Here is a 19,748-nt window from a genome sequence, read left to right on the forward strand (position 1 = left end):
TTCCTTAATTAGTTTTTATTGTTTTTCCAAAGGCTATCTTTCAATCCTTTGAGTGAATTGATTAATGGCAATACAAAGCGGAGTTTTTTGACCTGAAAAAACAAAAATTGTGCAGCATAAGCCAGTTTAGAAACTATTTTATCAATCCAATGAGTGAGCGGCGTTTTCGTATTTTGTTTAAAAGAATTCTTCCACTGTTCAATCCATTCAGTTAGTCCGTCATCATCAATTTGTTCTAAACAGGCTAAGTCAGGTTTTATATGCACTAAAAAAGCATATGGATACATATGTTTTTCAATATAAACACACAGCACTTGTTGTGCTTTTTTAGACAATTTTTGATTAATCTCGCTTAATGTCGCCAAAATTTTCTTTTGTCCAAAATGATGTTTTTTTATTTCAATACGGGTGGGAATATCTAAATTTGACGGTCCAGCATGTTGACCCAAATAAAAACTACTTTGGTTATACCGCTCACGAGTTGCACAGACTAATTGAATTCTTCCCCTATTTTTTAAGGCGTTTAAATTGTCTAAAAAATCTAATTGATAGGCTGCATCTAATTCAACAGTATCCATTAATGCATCAAAGTTTTCTAAGAGTAAAAAAACTTGTTTTGGTTGTTGTTCTAACGCATTAACAATATCTCCCCACGATTGAGCCGTTATATTTTGACTTCCTGCTTGCGCCGACATTGCTTGTAAAAAACTGACGTATCGATTACGGCAAGTCTTCATATTAACTAATAATACAAGTGTATTATCAGGTGGATAGCTTTTAATGTCCTGTAAAACTCGTTCTCGTCCGTATTCAGCAAAGCCACATAAATTAACAGCATGATGTTGATTCAGTTCTTTAATCATCAATTCTGTTAATTCATGAAATAAATAAGCCATGATATTCCCCCCAAAAAACCATCAATTAATGGATAAGCTAACCTGATGAAAAAAGAGAGTAACCTCTGCTAGTCTTTCGCGTGTTCCGACAAACCTACTAGGGTTTAAAAACCTAGTAACGCGAGTACGGCGAGTTTCTTTTAATAAAGACAAGAGCTTGAATGTTGTAGGGTGGAATAGCGTAGCGTATTCCACCTTGAAATTCTGCAACAACTGAGCAAAAACAGATTATAAATCGTATGGTGGAATACGCTTTGCTATTCCACCCTACATTTTTTAGTTGAAAATTCTAAACGGTTTTCGCCACTCGCCGAACTAGCGTTAATTTAAATTTAGGACTAGCAGTCCTCACAGGACTGCCAGTCCTTCGTGTCGTTTTATAGTGCGTTTACTTAGTTTAACCTGAGTTCGGCAAGTTTCTTTTAAAAAGACAACAGCTTGTCTGAATCAGAATTTTCAGAATTAAAAAGACAAGAAAATTAAAAGAATAAAAAATTATGTTTTTAATTCTGCTAATTCTGAAAATTCTGTTAATTCTGATTCAGACAAAAAAAGACCTGCTAGGTTTTCAAAACCTAGCAGGTCTCTGTTTTGTTTTATAAAACTTCGTCGAGAGTTAATCACTAACCCATCTCATACGCCTGCAACGCTTCTTCTAACGCCGTTAAACTGTGAATTGGCGCACTACATTGATAACCATGACAAATATAAGCAACTGCTTCGCCTTGTGGCTTGCAATTAGCTAAAACGCCCGTTAATGGTTCGCTTAAATGGTTTGGAATCGCAAAGCATAAACGTTGGGGCGCGTAATCATGCTGACAAACTGCTTGCCATTCGGCTAAATGTTTCGCATCAGCACGAATAATAATGAGTTGTGGCGGAAATAAATAATCTTCTACCGCTAACAATAACGTATTGTGAGCATATGCAATTTGTTCAATCGCAGGTAATGCAATGTTGACAGTCCGCGCAGCAGCGCGTAAATACTCATCATTGCCCAATAAATGCCCTAATCGCCCTAAAACAACTGCCGCAACACCATTGCCAGAAGGAATTGCTTCATCGGCTAACGGTTTTAAACGCGCAATCAGTTGTTCATGATGATTTCCTGTGAAAAAGAATCCGCCTTTTTCTTTATCTTCAAACTCATGTAGTAAAACATCGACCAACTCTAACATAAATGCATAATCGCTGTTATTCCAACGACATTGCAACAATGTCAGGATGCCTTCAATTAAAAACGCATAATCGTCTAAATAAGCATTTAAATGTGCTTTACCGTCTTTATAAGTGGCTAATAATTTGCCATTTTTCCATAAAGTACTACGGATGAAATTTAAAGATTGTTCAGCCGCGTGAATATAATCCGTGCGTTTAAAAATTCGTCCTGCGGTTGCAAGGGCTTTAATCATCATGCCATTCCAAGCGGTTAAGATTTTTTCATCCCGTTGTGGGTGAACGCGCTGTTCACGGGCTTGAAAAAGAATCGCAAGGGCTTTGTCTAAACGGGCATTGACTTCTTCTAGGGATAAATCAAATTTTACTGCGACTGCTTCACGGTCATGCCAACCGAATAAATGCCAATGTGTTTCTTCAAAATTGGCAGGGCGGTTTAAACCAAATTGATAGGCAAATGGCGCGTATAGTTCAGGCGACAATAAGCCCTTGATTTCTTCAGGTGTCCAGACATAAAATTTACCTTCCACACCTTCTGAATCGGCATCTAAGGTGGAATAAAAACCGCCTTCGGACAATTGCATTTCGCGTAAAACCCAATCCGCTGTTGCCTGCGCAACCTGTTTATATAATGGGATTTTTGCCAGTTGCCACGCTTCGCTGTAAATGGTTAAAAATGGCGCGTTGTCATACAGCATTTTTTCAAAATGCGGAATCATCCAATAATCGTCGACAGAGTAGCGACAAAAGCCCCCGCCAACTTGGTCATAAATCCCGCCTAATGCCATGCGTGTGAGGGTGTGCATGGCAATTTGTAATCCATCTTCATCAGGATTTTCTTGATGTGCCGTAATGTGATAGTGATGAAATAATCGCTCGACATTGGTTAAATGGGGGAATTTCGGAGCTTTACTGAATCCACCCCATTCACTGTCAAAACTTTGCTCGATTTGTTGGCGAGCTGTATTGAGCAATTCAGGGCTAATGGTGGTTATGCTAACCCCTTCAGTGCGGGGGGTATCATGATATTCAATTGCTTGGGCAAGTTGTTGGCATTGTTCAACAATACCATGACGATTTTGTCGATAGAATTCGGCGACGCGGTAAAGAATATTTTTAAATGCGGGTAAATTAAAACGGGGTTCTTTTGGGAAATATGTCCCGCCGAAAAAAGGATAATGCGCGTCAGGGGTTAAAAACATGGTTAAGGGCCAACCGCCAGCGCGACGGGTTAGGATTTGGTGCGCCATTTGATAAATTTTATCGAGGTCGGGACGTTCTTCGCGGTCAACTTTAATATTGATGAATAATTCATTCATTACTTGCGCGGTTTCTGGGTCTTCAAAAGATTCATGTGCCATGACATGACACCAATGACAAGCGGAATACCCCACGGATAATAAAATGGGTTTATCTTGTTCACGTGCTAAACGCAGGGCTTCTTCTCCCCATGGATACCAATGTACAGGATTATTTGCATGTTGTTGTAAGTAGGGACTGGTTTCGTGAATGAGGGCGTTGCTATGAACGGTCTCTGATGTAGCAGACATGAAAAGCTCCTGAGTAAATTGGCTTAAATATCAATAGTCAAAAAGGCTGATAGAATCACAACGCATCATCATGTTGTTGATTTTGCATTGTGCTTTTACGCCAATTAATTAAATAGTGTGGACGACATTTTACTTCATCGTAAATTTTAGCAATATAAACGCCGATTAATCCTAGTGCTATCATTAAGATACTGCTCATGAAGAAAATGAGTAGGATAACGGTTGTAAAGCCACCAATGGCACTGCCCATAAATTTTTTATACAGGGCAATTCCGCTGATGAGTAAACCAACGCAGAAACTGAGTACGCCTAGAAAGGTGACGAGATATAGTAGGGTGGATGAAAATGCCATGATGGCGGTGAATGAGTATTTTAAGAGTTTTAACCGTGACCATGTACTTGTCCCGTGTTGGCGAGCGGGGACAGTAAACGGTAGTTGTGCTGATGTAAAACCCATCCATTGCACCATGCCGCGAAAAAAGCGATTGCGTTCTGGTAAATCACAGTAGGTATGGACAACGGTTTTATCGAGTAGTTTGAAATCGCTGTGATTTTTTAGCTCTAAATTAGATAATAGGCTGAAAATAAAATAAAAACTGTTTGCTAACCAGCGACTAAACCATGTTTCTTGTCCGCGTTCTACTTTGTAGCCTTCCACCACTTGTAAACCTTGTGTCCATAATTGCACCATTTGCGGGATTAATTCGGGCGGGTGTTGTAAATCACTGTCCATGACAATGACCGCGTCTGCATGGCGACTGTGTTGTAAACCTGCATAAATAGCGGCTTCTTTGCCAAAATTACGATTTAGGCATAAAACTGATAAGTGGGGGTAAGTTGGTTGTAATACTTGTAAGGTGGTCACGGTTGCGTCGGTTGAGCCGTCATCCACGATTAAGATATGCCAGTCAATATGGGGCTGGTGGGTGAGACTTTCGACAATGATGGGGAGGTGTTTATCTATCGCAAGGGCTTCGTTAAAGACAGGAATAACAAGGGTTATTTTTTTCATAAATCAAATTAATTTTAATTGTTTTCTAATCAATAATGCTTGATAGCTTATTGTTATCCCTATCACTTGTAAAACGATAAATCTGTCTTTTATCAATATTTGTTTTTAGCGGATGTTTAAGAATTGGAAACATAAGGGTATAGACTTGACAATTTACCCTATTTGCAGGCATTATCGCGCACCATGAATACTTTTACTTTGAAACACACAAAACGCCGTTGGCTTGCTGCTCTGTGAGTAGCGACGCTCGCGTGCGTCTGTGTGCAACAAGAAAAGCGTATTTCATAATGATGTAAGCCCATAAAGTTTAAACATCGGCAGAAGCCACAGACTCACAAGGTCTGTGGCTTTTTTGCTTTTTAGGAGTGTTAAAAAATGTTGTCTATTCCTGTTCCTCTCGCTTATATCAGCGTCATTCTTATCTGGTCAACAACCCCGCTCGCAATTAAGTGGAGTAATGAAACAGCGGGGGTGTTGTTTGGCGTGACGGGGCGCATGTTATGTGCGGCGATTATTTGCGTATTGTTATTGCGCGTTTTACATCAGCCTTTCATGTGGGATAAAGCGGCACGGCGTATTTATTTTGCAACCAGTTTGGGCTTGTATGGTTCATTGATGGTGACTTATTGGGGCGCGCAATTTATTCCTTCTGGCTTAATTTCTGTTTTATTTGGACTTTCACCCATTGTCACCAGTTTATTAGCAATGCATTTATTAGTGGGTGAACGGCAATTAAATTTTATTAAATGGTTAGGCTTATTATTAGGGGTTTTAGGCTTATGGATTATCTTTCGTACAGAAATGGGTGTGGGAACAGATAGTTTAAAAGGCTTATTTGCGATTTTATTGGCAGTATTTTTACATTGTTTAAGCGCAGTTTTGATTAAACGGTTAAAAGTAACCTTGTCTCCGCTGATGATGACGACAGGAGGCATACTCTGTGCCTTGCCTATGTATGTTTTAACGGGGTTGATTTTAGGGGTAGAAATTCCTCATGCAATATCGTTAAAGTCGTTGTTGGCAATTTTGTATCTGGGTTTATTCGGCTCAGTGCTGGGCTTTGTTTTATATTTCTACTTGTTGAAAAAGATTGATGCAGGACGGGTTGCATTAATTACATTAATTACGCCTATCTGTGCTTTGTTTTTGGGACAGGCTCTAAATAATGAGGTGATTCATTTTAATATGTGGCTAGGTGCAGTAATCGTTTTAACAGGTTTAAGTGTGTATCAATGGGGGGATAAACGCCAAGTGATGGGTTTATCCTTAAATTCAGTGAAAAATATTTAGTCTGTTTCAAGGCTGGCAGTTCTTGAAGGACTGCCAGTCCTGAAAATATTCGTTCGCGCCGAATTTGACTTGAATTTAATAGGCGTACAAAGCGTTTTTAATCGCATCAGCATCGTCTGTTGTGGGGTCTTGATGATAAGCAATAATCCGCGAAACTTCATTTTTTGACCCTAAAATAACAGGGACACGTTGATGTAATGCGGTTGGAGGAACTTGCATAATTCGTTCATGTCCTGTGGAACTTAACCCGCCCGCTTGTTCTACAATAAACGACATAGGGTTAGCTTCGTATAATAGACGTAACCGCCCGCCTTGTTTCATCAATTTGCTATCTATGGGGTATAAATATACGCCACCCCGCATTAATATCCGATGGACATCGGCAACCATTGAAGCAATCCAACGCATATTAAAATCTTTACTGCGAATGCCTGCTTTTCCTTCTAAACATTCGCCAATATAACGTTTAACGGGGCTTTCCCAAAAACGCATGTTTGACATGTTGATTGCAAACTCTTGTGTATCCACGGGAATCATCATATGCGGATGGGTCAGGATAAATTCACCGACATTTTTATCCAGCGTAAAGCCATTTACGCCGTTACCTGTTGTTAAAACCAACATCGTGGCAGGGCCATAAATCGCATATCCTGCGCAAACTTGTTGCGTTCCTACTTGCAGAAAATCTTGCAGTGTCGGATTTGTAACACCTTCAGGGCAACGTAGAATAGAGAAAATTGTCCCAATAGACACATTATTTTCTATATTAGATGAACCATCTAACGGGTCAAACACTAACAAGTACTTACCGCGTGGATATTGCGAAGGAATGGGATAAATTTCCTCCATTTCTTCCGAAACCATTGCCGCTAAATGTCCCGCCCATTCATTGGACTGTAAAAAAATTTCGTTTGAAATAACATCCAGTTTTTTCTGTACTTCTCCCTGTATATTGACGTTATCTGTCGCGCCCATGATGTCCATTAACGCGCCATGATTCACAGCATTGGAAATAAATTTGCAGGCAGTCACGATATCGTTGAGCAATGCGGTAAATTCGCCTGTTGCCCCTTGAGTATGTCTTTGTTCTTCTATAATAAATTGTGTAATAGTCATGCGGTTATTGTGCATGATGCTCTCCTCTGCTGGTGGTTGTGGAACTATTATTAATATATAAATATTTTTTTTGAATTCTACAGAAACTATAAGAATATTTTTAATTATAATTCTTTATCGTTTGGATAAAACATTATCGTGCTTTGTGGGAAGTGGTATATTGTGAAAATCTAACGAGAATAAAAAAATCGTTATAACATGGATTAAATTAAATATTTTTAGTTGGTATTTGTATAAAAGAGGGTTGTTTTTCTTGAAAAAAAATCTAGGGTTATTTGACCCCAGTGCATTGATGTCATTGGTGGATACAAACAAGCAACAACATGTTGCGCAACAATTACGCATTGCAACAACTATTTTCGACGTTGCAGCTGAGGCGATTGTTGTCACCGATAAAACCAATACGATTTGCGCCGTTAATCCTGCTTTTTCACGGATTACGGGCTATAGCAAAGCGGAGGTTTTAGGTAAAAATCCACAGTTTTTAAGTTCTGGTCGCCATGATGTCAATTTTTACCGAAATATGTGGCAAATATTGAATCAAGCAGGACAATGGCAAGGGGAAATTTGGAATCGACGCAAAAGTGGGGAAATCTATCCTGAATGGTTGACAATTACAAAAATCGAGGATGAAACAGGGGATATTTTCGCGTTTATCGCCATTTTTACCGACATCAGCAAGATAAAGCAGGACGAGGAACAACTTTGGCGACAAACTAATTATGATTTTCTCACAGGCTTGCCAAATAACACCTTATTAAATGACCGCTTATCTAACGCGCTCATTACGGCAATGCGGGAAGAACATTTAGTGGCGTTGTTATTTATTGACCTAGACCATTTTAAAGTGATTAACAATACATTAGGTCATGCTGCGGGGGATTTATTACTACAAAAAGTGGCGCAACGGCTATTAGGCTGTGTCACCGAGATGGATACCGTTGCACGGTTTAGTGGGGATAAATTCACGATTGTCTTAAATAGTGTTGAGAAAGAGGATGAAATTGCAGTTATTGCTGAAAATATTATCGAACAGTTGACTGCTCCTTTTGAATTAAATGGACATTCGGTTTTTGTAGGAACAAGTATTGGGGTTACGGTGTATCCAACGGATGCCAATGACGCAGATATTTTGCTCCGCAATGCGGATATTGCGATGTATCGTGCTAAATCATTAGGACCGAATGTTTATCAATTCTTTACCTCAACCATGAATGAGCAAATTCATACCCGTATGAGTTTGGAACATGATTTACGCCATGCGATTGAGCGTGAAGAGTTAGAACTTTATTACCAACCGATTGTTGATTTAGAAACAGGATTTGTGGCGAAAGCAGAAGCCTTGTTGCGTTGGGAACATCCCAGCAGAGGCAAAGTACCGCCCTATGAATTTATCCCACTTGCAGAAGAAACGGGATTAATTACAAAGTTAGGTGAATGGGTGTTATATACCGCCGCTCGTCAAATGAGCCAATGGCAAACACAAGTCAGTATGCCGATTAGCATTTCTATCAATGTATCAACGCATCAATTAAAACGAGGCTTAAGTATAGCGACCATTGCGGATGTCTTAAGTTATTCGCAATTAGCCTCTCAGCTTTTAACCTTAGAGATTACAGAAAGCCTGTTAATGGAAGATACTGTCGCTAATATTCAATGGTTTCATAAGATTAAAGAGTTGGGCGTTAAGATATCTATTGATGATTTTGGAACGGGTTACTCTTCACTGAGTTATTTAAAACGATTTCCTTTAGATTTTTTAAAAATAGACCGCTCGTTTATCAGAGATGCAATTAATAAACAAGAAGATGCTTCACTGGTTAAAGCTATTATTGCAATGGCACAGGGTTTAAAACTAAAAGTGATTGCAGAAGGGGTAGAAACACAAGAACAACTCTCTTTTCTCCATCAACTTCATTGTGAATATGTACAAGGGTTCTATTTTTTTAAACCTTTATCTGTCACCGATTTTGAAAAGCACGTCCTTGAAAAACATAATGTTCCTTTATTAAAAAAAAGACAATCCAAAAGCTAGCAATTACATAATTTTGTAAAATGGTCAGCAAATGATTAGAGATACAATCCTTGTGGTTGATGACACCCCGATGAGTATAGCTATCTTGGTTTTTTTTCTCACTCAAGAAGGGTTTGAAGTCGTTACTGCAGAAAATGGTAAAGTTGCGCTAGAAACAGCGAAAAATATCCATCCTGATTTAATTCTCTTAGATGTCTTAATGCCTGTTATGGATGGCTTTACCGCGTGCCAATACCTAAAAAGCACACCCAAGACTAAGGACATTCCCATCATTTTTATGACCGCCCTCACAGAAAATGACGATAAAATTAAAGGGTTTTCACTTGGGGCTTCTGATTATATTACGAAGCCTTTTCAAGCAACTGAAGTGCTTGCCAGAGTGAACACCCACTTACAAATTTATCATCTTAAGCAACAGCTCCAACAACAAAACAGTCAATTGCGGGAAGAAATTAAAATCCGTGAGTCTATTCAACATATTTTGCAAGAAAATACTCGCTTGCTGATTGAACGCAGTGCCGAATTACAGCAGCGCAATACCGAATTAGAAGAATTAACCACTCAATTACAGCGCGAGATTTATAAACGTCAAAATGCAGAAACTGAATTAGCTAAAGCTAACCGTGATTTAGCCTATTTAGTGAATCATGACGGACTGACTAAAATTGCAAATCGCCGTCGTTTTGATGAATATCTTTACCAAGAATGGCATCGTCATTTACGAGAACGCATTGATTTATCTCTACTCCTTTGCGATGTGGATTTTTTCAAGCCTTATAATGACTACTATGGACATCAAGCAGGTGATGAATGTTTACAAAAAATTGCCCAAACTTTCGCCCACGTTGTAAAACGCGCCACTGACCTCGTCGCCCGCTATGGTGGCGAAGAATTTGCCATTCTCCTGCCTCACACAAAAGCAGAAGGTGCACACCAAATTGCAACCAATCTGCAACAAGCTGTGATTAACCTCAATATCCCCCATCAAAAATCTTCAATATATCCATATGTTACCATCAGTATTGGTTATGCAACCCTTACCCCACAACAATATCACAATGAAAGTATGCTGATTAAAAAGGCAGACCAAGCCCTCTATCGTGCGAAGGAAAATGGTAGAAATCAAATCAACGCCTATAATCCCAACTTTGATAATCAAGACGATAAACGCCCTCAAAATACGGCTGTTGGTGAAAACTAACTGCGTTAATATACTGATGAAAAAATTGAAGCATCATACAACGACATAAATAATCTTACTTATTAAGACAAGTTTAAAAATAAACCTGTAGGGGAAGTATGCAAGGCTCGTTTATAATGCCAATTAAACGCATTTTTCCGCAGGGCTTAAGAAAAACAGTAATGCTAGGGATAGACCTTTTTTAACCTGTATCAATTCACGAAAGACACAAGGTAAATAACATGGATAAGTTCATTAATTACCCCTGTGTTTATTTTATATTGTTAAGCATGACGTATGACCAATTCGCCTGATGTACTTCTCATTGTCGAAGACCGATTAGTGGATACACTTATCCTAACGCGGTTTCTCAATAAAGCTGGTTTTAAAGTGATTTCTGCCAAAACAGGTGAAGAGGGTATTCAATTAGCGATTACAACATTGCCTGATTTAATCCTCTTAGATGTCATGATGCCTGGTATTAACGGCTTTGATGTCTGTAAAAAGCTAAAAACTCAGAAAGATACTTCAGAAATTCCCGTTGTATTTATGACCGCGCTAACCAATACCCCAGATAAACTCAAGGCTTTTGATGTAGGGGCTTCTGATTACATTACAAAACCCCTTAAACATGAAGAAGTGCTCGCCCGCATCAACGCACACCTAAAAATCCGCAAACTACAACGCGAATTACAAATTCAAAACCAGAAATTACAAGAAGAAATTGCTGAAAGAAAATTAGCAGAAGCAAAATTAGAAGCCGCTAATCGAGAACTGCAACAAGAAATTACTGAAAGAAAATTAGCAGAAGCAAAATTAGAAGCCGCTAATCGAGAACTACAACGCCTTGCAAACTTGGACGGACTCACGCAAGTTGCAAACCGTCGTCTTTTTGACCAGCAAATAGAACAAGAGTGGAAACGCCATTTACGCGAAAAACAAACCCTTTCAGTGATTTTATGCGATGTTGACCACTTCAAAAACTATAACGATAACTATGGGCATATTGCAGGTGATAACTGTCTGCAACTGGTTGCAATGTGTATTCAAAACGCACTGCATCGCTCTGCCGATATTGTCGCACGTTATGGGGGAGAAGAATTTATTGTTATCCTTCCCAACACCAAAGCAGAAGGCGCGATTCAAGTGAGCCAGCTTTTAATTGACGCAATCAAAAATCTCAACATTCCCTATGAACACTCCCCCCTACAAAACTACGTAACGGTTAGTTTAGGAGTAGCAAGCGTTATCCCTGATTTTGAATTAAACCACTTAAGTCTAATAGGCACAGCAGACAAAGCACTCTACATTGCAAAAGCCCAAGGGCGAAACCAAGCTGTTTATTGTGAAGTGGTGAAAACTTCCTCAAATATACGGTAGATATACACAGGAAACCCCTTAAATTGGCTCATCTGCTCACGTTGTAGCCCGTTTCGCGTTGCAACTCGTTGCGAAGCGACATTATTCACATGAATGATAGAAATGACTGACGGGGCTAATTTCTGCGTAAATGCTTGCGACAAACAGGCTTTTGCTGCCTCTGTCGCATAGCCCTGTCCCCAATATTCAGGCTGAATATGATACCCTACCTCTAATTCATCCCGATTGCCCACAAACTGCCAAACTAAACCGCACTGCCCAATAAAAGCCCCAGTCGATTGACATATCAAAGCCATCAAGCCCACATTATCATTTTCATAGCGGGCTATCTGCCGTTGAATCCACGTTACACAATGCTGTTGCACAGCGTCAGGTGGCGATAAATATCGAATTGCCTGAGCATTTTCCCAAAATGACAACAAGGTTGGTGCATCCGCTAACGTTAAAGGGCGGAAAATTAAACGCTTTGTTTCTAATTGATTCAGCAACATAAAATCCTTTTTTATCTTAATACAGGTTAAAATAACTTGAGTTCGGCGAGTTTTATAAAACTCGCCGAACTCAGGTTCAGGTTAATATATCGATGACAGCAATGAACATCCATGCTAATAAAAGATTTTCCGCTCAGGTAAAATGAAGCACTTAAAATTTAAAAGGTAACATTCACAATGTCACAAGACCCCACGCACTTAATTTGGATTGATTTAGAAATGACAGGGTTAGAACCTGCACATGAATCTATCATTGAAATTGCCACCGTTGTTACAGATGTAAATCTCAATATTATTGCTGAAGGACCTGTGATTGCGATTTATCAACCCGAAAATTTACTTGCGGCAATGGACGAATGGAATACACGCCAACATAACGAATCAGGGCTGGTCAACCGTGTTCGCAATAGCACAATAGACTTAGCCCATGCAGAACAAATAACCCTAGATTTTTTACAACAATATGTCCCTGCGGGAAAATCGCCAATGTGTGGCAATACAGTCAGTCAAGACCGCCTGTTTTTACATGCCTACATGCCTGCGTTAGAAAAATATTTTCATTATCGTCAAATAGATGTCAGCACACTAAAAGAATTAGCCCGACGTTGGATGCCACAACTGCCCAAATTTTCAAAAACTGCACAACATCTTGCAATGTCAGACATTCATGAATCTATCGGCGAATTAAAATACTATCGGGAACATTTTTTGCGATTGCCTGTTTAAGTCAATGTGCATGAATGAATATCTGATTCGTACCTTTTACGCGCCACTATTCGCACTTACATTCTGTATAAGTCGTTTAATAATGCACGATAACTTACATTTTCGTGTAGGAGTAGATTCATGAAAGATAAATCCGTACTGCCCTTGCCGTTATATCGTGCTAGCCAAGTACGTGAATTGGACCGCGTTGCAATAGAAGAAATGGGCATACCAGGTATTTGCTTAATGGAACGCGCAGGAAGTACAGCCTTCCAAGTCATGCAAAGCTGTTACCCCAAATTAAAACGCATTATCGTTTTATGCGGTACAGGGAATAACGGTGGAGATGGTTATGTCATTGCCCGTTTAGCCTTTTTAGCAGGTTACGACGTAACAGTTTTACAACTTGGCAATACAAACCAGTTAAAAGGTGAAGCACGCCTCGCTTTTGAAGCCATGCTAAGCGTAGGCTTATCCCCACAAGTCTTTTCTGAGAAAAAACTTGCCATTGTTGACCTAATCGTCGATGCCCTCTTAGGCACAGGCTTAGACCGAGAAGTTGCGGGCAAATTTCGTGATGTGATAGAAGCCGTGGGACGGCGAACTTGTCCTGTTTTATCACTAGATATCCCCTCAGGACTACATGCCGATACAGGCAAAGTGATGGGAGCGGCGATTAAAGCAGATATTACCGTGAGTTTTATCGGCTTAAAACAAGGGCTATTCACAGGTGATGGCCCAGAGTATTGCGGCAAAATCTATTTTGATGATTTACAAGTCCCTGAAGCCATTTATAAACAAGTTCGTCATACCGTATCGCGTTTACCCGATGCCCTTTGCCGTGAAGCCTTTGCCCGTCGTCCACGTAATGCCCATAAAGGCTCATTTGGACATGTCTTAATTATCGGCGGTGAACAAGGTATGAGCGGGGCGGCACGTTTAGCCGCTGAAGCAGCAGGACGAGTGGGTGCGGGCAAAGTTAGCATTGCAACACGGGCATCACATGCCGATGTACTCAATTTAACCCGCCCTGAAATTATGTGTCATGGTATAGAAACCGCCAAAGAGTTAGCCCCCTTAATCGCCAATGCAGATGTAATTGCTATCGGAACAGGATTAGGACAAGGCGCGTGGGGAAAAGCCATGCTAGAGGCAATACGACATGTTGAAAAACCCATCGTCATTGATGCTGATGCCCTGAATTTACTGGCACAATCCCCTTTCCGCCTGACCAATAGCGTTATTACTCCCCACGCGGGCGAAGCTGCACGCTTACTCCATTTAAGTGTGGATGAAGTGGAAGCAGACCGTTTTGCAGCGGTACAAGCCCTACAGTTACGCTTTGGTGGTCTTTGCATCCTTAAAGGCGCGGGAACGTTAATTGCGGATACACAAGGACAAATTGCGATTTGTACCGCAGGCAATCCTGGTATGGCAACAGGTGGCATGGGTGATGTTTTAACAGGTGTGATTGTTGGCTTATTGGCACAAGGATTTAACCCTTTACAAGCCAGCTATTTAGGTGTGTGCTTACATGGCAAAGCAGGCGATAAAGCAGCATTAGAGGGTGAGCGCGGTTTATTACCCAGCGATTTATTCCCATGGTTACGTTATTTTGTGAATCCTGAGTTACACACAGAGGAAAAGCTAGCTCCATAAAGGCTAGTAACCTGAGTTCGGCGAGTTTCTTTTAAAAAGACAACGGCTTGTCTGAATCAGAATTAACAAGATTTAAAACCTTTAAACCAAAAAATTAATGTGAATCACGCTTTTTAATCCTGCTAATTCTGAAAATTCTGTGAATTCTGATTCAGACAAAAAAAGACCTGCTAGGTTTTTAAAACCTAGCAGGTCTCTGTTTTATTTTATAAAACTTGCCAAACTCAGGTTATTCAACTAAATCTGGATGTTGTTTTATTTCTTCAGGTAAAAAGTAATCTGTCGCACGGGCAACACGTTCAACATAAATAATCCCACTGTGTGGTTGATTAATATGTGCTTCATGGTAGAGATAGTTAAAAATTTCTGTGGCGCGTCGACGTGAAACCAGCACTGTGAGCATGTCTTTTTCTAATTCAACAACAAAACGTGTGCGGTATAAGCTACTACTACCTGTACCGCGTGCACGGTAAATATTTGCAGTGGTAACGCCTTTTTCTGCGCGTAGTTTTTCTAAAACGATACGCGCTTCGCCCTGTGGCAAAATACAAGTAATCAGGCGATAAGGGTAACTTAAGGCAGTTCTATTATTGCTGTTGTCAGCCAGTTGAGTTTTAGAGTTCATCTTGATTATCGCCTTCATCATAACGCTGATCACCTGAGTGTAAACGTTCAATCAGTTCAGGCGGAACATACGTTGCTGCTTTTTCTAAATGGGTCATGTACATAAAACCCATTCCTGGTGTGTCTAATTTAGCGGCAATGAAGATTTTCTCGAAAATATGGTCAGCTAAATCACTGGAAACAACCATTTTAATGATTTCTTTTTCTGCGTCGATGGTAATGCTGAGTAAGCCTAAACGTTCAGCTAACCCAACACCCCGCGCGAAAAAAATCGTTGCTCCTTGCGCACCTGCTTCCCGCGCCGCATGAACAACTGCATCAGCAACCCCCCGTTGTACGATACAGGTAATTAACACAACATCTGTTAAAACGACAATTTCTTTACTCATAATCCTTACGTCATTAAATAATAGGGTTAGTAGAAAGGATGGGGGGTTTTATCGCGGGTTTAGCGCGTTTAGCATCTTCTAAAATAAGATGAACTTGTTGTTTGGTTTTATGGCTACGGCGAACTTGCCATTCTATCCATAAGCCTGTAATTAAGACGGTTAAAATAGGACCAATCGAGGCTAGAGCCAAAATACCAAAGCCTTCTAATGCGTGTAGTGAATTGCCTAAACCTAGTCCTAAAGCAAGCACTAACGGCACGGTAACAGGACCTGTCGTAACGCCCGCACTATCCCATGCAATATTGACATATTCTTCTTTACACATAATGGTCAGAATAATTGCAACGACATATCCGGGTATGAGCAGATAAGCAAGTGGCACGCGGTAGATAAGCATTAACACACCACAGCCAATACCAAACGCAACCCCTAAAGAAACCGCATAAATTAATAAATTCTTTTTGTAAGAACCTTGGGTTAAGGTTTCGACGGTTAAACCAACGGCATGTAAAGCAGGTTCTGCTAACGTTGCGCCAAATCCTAAAAACCACGCAAAGACAAAAATAATCGTTGCACCTATCCAGTGTTCACTAAAACGTTCAAACACGCTGGGTACTAAACCGCCTGTTTGTGTGCCTAATTTAGTTAAACCGTGAGTTAATCCTAAATTGAAGACAATCATACCGATGATTGCCAAAATAATGCCGTAGGCGACAAATTTTTGTTTGGGAATTTTTTCTTTTAAAATAAAGACCATCACGCAAAATAAGAAAATCACTAACGGCACAATTGCCCGAATTCCTGAGATGATTTCAAAAAAAGGCGTAGTTTCATACCAAGGTAATGCACCTGTCACAACCCCTTGTTGTACTATGCTTAAAATGGTTTCTACAGGCACAGTTGCCTTGATGTAAACCCCCAATAGTAGTACACCCAAAATGGGGAAAATTGAGGCGAGGGTGACAATGCCAAATCCTGCCAGTGCGTTATCACTACGCCCTGTTGCAGCAGCAATCCCAATTCCTAAAGAAAGCACTAAAGGTACGGTAACAGGCCCCGTTGTGACTGCGCCACAATCCCATGCTAAACCTAAAATATTGCGCAAATCGCTATCGCCGTGCATGTAAAAACTTAATAATAGTGTTGGAATTAACGTCATATAAATCAGTGGTTTTAAATTCCACAATTTAATTAAACGTAACGTTGCCACCACCGCCGCCAAACCTACGCCAATGCCAACAACCAGCACTAATGCACCGCTGCGATGATTGAGTATGAAATATAAATAAGTTGCTTGATAAGGGTCGACAATACTGCCCGCTGCTTTCAACGCACCAATCGCAGGTTCGGCTAAAGTAACCCCTATGCCAAGCAGAAAAACAATGAATAAAACGCCGTTTAAACCCAATTTACGCGGTAACACATCGCCAATATTTTCACCAAACGGCATTAATCCATATTTCAGCCCTTCCATGAACAGCATAAGCCCAATAACAACAGCAAATAATCCAAATAAGATAACCTGCAACTCATTAATATTTGCGAGTAAAATATACTCCTGAAATAAATAGAGATAAAAAGCAATCGGTAAAATTGCTCTTAATTGGTCAAACAAACGCACTTGTATATAAGGTTGCAATAATCGATAAACATCTAACCAACGTAGATGAATCTTAGGCGGGGTGTAGTGTAATTCATGCCCTTCAGGGTCATACTCTGGCTTATGGGTAATTTGGTTATAACTAACAATCTTCTGTTGGACAGTAGCGGCACTCATGACCTCGCCGTAACGATATTTTTTATACATAATGAATTGAATAATATAACTTAATCAGGGTAGCAATAATGTAAGTAATGGAGTGGTTTTCAGGTTAAGCAAAAAGCATTCCGCTTTGCTGGATAAAATAACTGATTATCATAACAAAGTTAGAATTCAAAATATTAGAAAAAGTCATAATCGCTTAAGCACTTTTTGATTCATGTACCGTCAGCCCCGCTTCTTTAACAACACCATCCCCTTGTAATTTTCCTTGTAACAACACAATACAAGCTTTTCCTTCTGCTTTGAGTGCATCAATTTTATTTAACGTGCGTCGATAATTCGTAGGGCTAAAAGGCACGGTTAACCACAAAGTTTTCCCCGCCTCTTCTGGTACGGCTAATTTCCAAATCACCTTCATCTTAGAACTGTGACTTAAACCAACAGGCGGGCAAATCTCATACGGTATGCTATCTGCGGGCAATACCACAGAAATTTTAATACTATCTAATAAAACCGTATCCCCATGATATTTCTTAACAGGTTTAGAATTCGTGGCAGCAGGGGCTGTGGTCGCGGTTACAGGATTGATAGGCGTTGATTCTGCTGTATCGCTTATTACTGTTTTTTTCTTTAAAGATAATGTTGCCATTTAACACCTCACTATTTGCAATTAAGTCACATGATAGCCTTGTATAACTGCACTATTCTTACAATATAAGTTATAAAAAAACGAGGTATCACGCCAAAATAATTCCCCCTATTACTGAAGGAAAATTAAAAATGATGTCACAAACGCTAATAAGCCCGAAAATTGATAAAAATTCACAAATAACCGCTAAAGAAATCTACATTATTCCGATAGAAAATACAGCGTATTTAATCTATCTCCCTTTACAACGACTTGCTTTTTTAACTGACCCGCAAACTGCCCAACGATTAGAAACAGTCAAAACAGGCGAAACAAATATTGCAGACCTCGCTATCAGCCAAACAATACCTGCATTATTAAAATTAAATGATAAGCATCCCTTAGAAAATACAAAAACAGGGCATCCACTACCCACAGCCCTAACCCTTTTTCTAACAACCGCCTGTCAACTACGCTGTAGCTATTGTTATGCCAGCGCAGGCGACACTGCGACAGAAATGATGCCATTAGCCACAGCAAAGCGGGGAATAGACTATATTATCAATAATATAGAAAAGAAAAACTTTATTGCAACTAACTGTCAACAACCACCGCTCTCACGTTTTTATCTCGCCTATCATGGTGGCGGTGAACCCACGATTAACTGGCAAGTCTTACAGGATTCTTATACCTACGCAAAACAACAAACGGATTTAAAAGCACTTACGCTATATGCCACTCTAGCCAGCAATGGCGTATTAAAAGACGCACAAATCGATTGGATTGCACAACATATTAATCATATAGGAATTTCATTCGGCGGTTTACCAAATTTGCACGACAAGCACCGTTTTATGGCAAATGGAACAGGTTCAAGCGACCGAGTCATGCACACCTTGGCACGTTTTGATACGCTTCAAGTAAATTACACGCTCCGGTTAACCCTGACGGCTGACCAACTTCCCTATCTTCCTGACACAATCCAATTTATCTGTGAACGCTATCACCCAACTAAAATTCAATTAGAGTTAATACACAACACAGGACGCGGTGCAAACCAAAATATTATTGTGGCAAGCTCCTTTTTAACCGCTTACCAACAAGCGCAGGCTGTCGCCCGTCGGTATGGGCATACCTTACATTATGCAACCGCAGACTTACAAAAATTGACCACGCATTATTGCGGTATCAGCCAAGACACATTTGCTTTATCTCCACAAGGTAATGTTTCTGCTTGTTACGCCAGCTTCTCTGAAAAAGAAAGCCTTGCCCCAGTCTTTTTTTACGGCAAACCTGAAACAACAGGAAAAGGCTATCTTTTTGACTTAAATAAACTAAACCAACTACGCCAACAAAGCGTTATACACAAACCAGACTGCCAAAACTGCTATGCAAAATGGCATTGTGCGGGCGATTGCTATCATGAAGCCTTAACTACCCATTCAACAGTAGCAAGCCCTAGCCGTTGCCAAATTACACGCGCATTGGTAAAAGAACAACTGATTGAAAACATTAATTTAAACGCCGATAAATATTGGCAAGCTACCGAAATGTAAAAAAATTTATATAAATCTTGAGTAAATTACCTTGAATTTTTCACATTCTCTCACTAAATTCTGTTTTAAGTGACCCAATAAAAAAGAATAAAAGTAATGAATTACGTAATACGGTTGCAGCTTAAATATTTTTGAGCGAAAGACTATTGTAAAGACCATACAATAAACAAAAAACGTAAATGTGCATTACTCATGTCTTTATCAAAAATCTAATATTATCTTATTAATAGAGCGATATCCAATCCTATCATTTTCTAATAAAATGATAAGTGGCTCTTATCTCCGAAAAACAGCTTTGT

General features: G+C 39.8%; 16 protein-coding genes. 7 read left to right on the plus strand and 9 right to left on the minus strand.

What is annotated here, in order from left to right:
* Positions 1 to 8 precede the first annotated feature (8 nt).
* The 3 genes from BEGALDRAFT_RS00585 to BEGALDRAFT_RS00595 form a co-directional block, all read right to left on the minus strand.
* Complete coding sequence (locus tag BEGALDRAFT_RS00585; protein WP_002682613.1) at positions 9 to 896, minus strand: hypothetical protein; 888 nt, start codon at positions 894 to 896, stop codon at positions 9 to 11.
* A gap of 623 nt (positions 897 to 1,519) precedes the next feature.
* Positions 1,520 to 3,622, minus strand: a complete 2,103-nt coding sequence (locus BEGALDRAFT_RS00590) for a thioredoxin domain-containing protein (protein ID WP_002682620.1) — start codon at positions 3,620 to 3,622, stop codon at positions 1,520 to 1,522.
* A 55-nt stretch (positions 3,623 to 3,677) separates the two neighbouring features.
* Positions 3,678 to 4,634, minus strand: a complete 957-nt coding sequence (locus BEGALDRAFT_RS00595; protein WP_002682621.1) for a glycosyltransferase family 2 protein — start codon at positions 4,632 to 4,634, stop codon at positions 3,678 to 3,680.
* Positions 4,635 to 5,009: 375 nt separating this feature from the next.
* On the opposite strand from BEGALDRAFT_RS00595, the gene BEGALDRAFT_RS00600 reads away from it, so the two are divergent.
* Positions 5,010 to 5,924, plus strand: coding sequence for a DMT family transporter (locus BEGALDRAFT_RS00600; RefSeq protein WP_002682622.1), 915 nt, complete (start codon positions 5,010 to 5,012; stop codon positions 5,922 to 5,924).
* 75 nt (positions 5,925 to 5,999) lie between these two features.
* On the opposite strand, the gene BEGALDRAFT_RS00605 is transcribed toward BEGALDRAFT_RS00600, so the two are convergent.
* A complete protein-coding gene (locus BEGALDRAFT_RS00605) occupies positions 6,000 to 7,055 on the minus strand; it encodes a class 1 fructose-bisphosphatase (protein ID WP_002682624.1) in 1,056 nt (351 codons plus the stop codon).
* Positions 7,056 to 7,293: 238 nt separating this feature from the next.
* On the opposite strand from BEGALDRAFT_RS00605, the gene BEGALDRAFT_RS00610 reads away from it, so the two are divergent.
* The 3 genes from BEGALDRAFT_RS00610 (at position 7,294) to BEGALDRAFT_RS00620 (ending at position 11,635) form a co-directional block, all read left to right on the plus strand.
* Complete coding sequence (locus tag BEGALDRAFT_RS00610; RefSeq protein WP_002682627.1) at positions 7,294 to 9,075, plus strand: putative bifunctional diguanylate cyclase/phosphodiesterase; 1,782 nt, start codon at positions 7,294 to 7,296, stop codon at positions 9,073 to 9,075.
* 31 nt (positions 9,076 to 9,106) lie between these two features.
* Entirely contained in the window at positions 9,107 to 10,276 is a 1,170-nt protein-coding gene (locus tag BEGALDRAFT_RS00615; protein ID WP_040294827.1) for a diguanylate cyclase domain-containing protein, read from the plus strand.
* A gap of 276 nt (positions 10,277 to 10,552) precedes the next feature.
* Positions 10,553 to 11,635 (plus strand): GGDEF domain-containing response regulator, encoded by a 1,083-nt coding sequence (locus BEGALDRAFT_RS00620; protein WP_002682630.1) that lies wholly within the window; start codon positions 10,553 to 10,555, stop codon positions 11,633 to 11,635.
* Here BEGALDRAFT_RS00620 and BEGALDRAFT_RS00625 read toward each other — a convergent pair.
* A complete protein-coding gene (locus BEGALDRAFT_RS00625; protein ID WP_002682631.1) occupies positions 11,596 to 12,126 on the minus strand; it encodes a GNAT family N-acetyltransferase in 531 nt (176 codons plus the stop codon). The two genes, BEGALDRAFT_RS00620 and BEGALDRAFT_RS00625, sit on opposite strands and share 40 nt — an antisense overlap.
* A gap of 177 nt (positions 12,127 to 12,303) precedes the next feature.
* On the opposite strand from BEGALDRAFT_RS00625, the gene orn reads away from it, so the two are divergent.
* Positions 12,304 to 12,852 carry an oligoribonuclease gene (gene orn / locus BEGALDRAFT_RS00630; protein ID WP_002682634.1) on the plus strand — a complete coding sequence of 183 codons (549 nt, stop codon included), beginning with the start codon at positions 12,304 to 12,306 and terminating at the stop codon, positions 12,850 to 12,852.
* Positions 12,853 to 12,972: 120 nt separating this feature from the next.
* Entirely contained in the window at positions 12,973 to 14,490 is a 1,518-nt protein-coding gene (locus BEGALDRAFT_RS00635; RefSeq protein WP_002682635.1) for an NAD(P)H-hydrate dehydratase, read from the plus strand.
* A 229-nt stretch (positions 14,491 to 14,719) separates the two neighbouring features.
* Here BEGALDRAFT_RS00635 and BEGALDRAFT_RS00640 read toward each other — a convergent pair whose 3' ends face one another.
* From BEGALDRAFT_RS00640 to BEGALDRAFT_RS00655, 4 genes are all read right to left on the minus strand, one after another.
* Positions 14,720 to 15,115, minus strand: coding sequence for a P-II family nitrogen regulator (locus BEGALDRAFT_RS00640; protein WP_002682636.1), 396 nt, complete (start codon positions 15,113 to 15,115; stop codon positions 14,720 to 14,722).
* Positions 15,105 to 15,503: a P-II family nitrogen regulator gene (locus BEGALDRAFT_RS00645; RefSeq protein ID WP_002682637.1), complete on the minus strand. Its 399-nt coding sequence runs from the start codon at positions 15,501 to 15,503 to the stop codon at positions 15,105 to 15,107. Before BEGALDRAFT_RS00645 ends, BEGALDRAFT_RS00640 begins: the two co-directional genes overlap by 11 nt.
* Positions 15,504 to 15,516: 13 nt before the next feature.
* Positions 15,517 to 17,280: a DUF1538 domain-containing protein gene (locus BEGALDRAFT_RS00650; RefSeq protein WP_232281964.1), complete on the minus strand. Its 1,764-nt coding sequence runs from the start codon at positions 17,278 to 17,280 to the stop codon at positions 15,517 to 15,519.
* 184 nt (positions 17,281 to 17,464) lie between these two features.
* Complete coding sequence (locus BEGALDRAFT_RS00655) at positions 17,465 to 17,914, minus strand: hypothetical protein (protein WP_002682639.1); 450 nt, start codon at positions 17,912 to 17,914, stop codon at positions 17,465 to 17,467.
* A gap of 131 nt (positions 17,915 to 18,045) precedes the next feature.
* Here BEGALDRAFT_RS00655 and BEGALDRAFT_RS00660 point away from each other — a divergent pair, with 131 nt between their 5' ends.
* On the plus strand, positions 18,046 to 19,449 hold the full coding sequence (locus BEGALDRAFT_RS00660; RefSeq protein ID WP_002682640.1) for a radical SAM/SPASM domain-containing protein: 1,404 nt from the start codon (positions 18,046 to 18,048) through the stop codon (positions 19,447 to 19,449).
* The last annotated feature ends 299 nt before the right edge of the window (positions 19,450 to 19,748 follow it).

It is taken from the genome of Beggiatoa alba B18LD (assembly GCF_000245015.1).
In the GTDB taxonomy this organism is placed as follows: Bacteria; Pseudomonadota; Gammaproteobacteria; order Beggiatoales; family Beggiatoaceae; genus Beggiatoa; species Beggiatoa alba.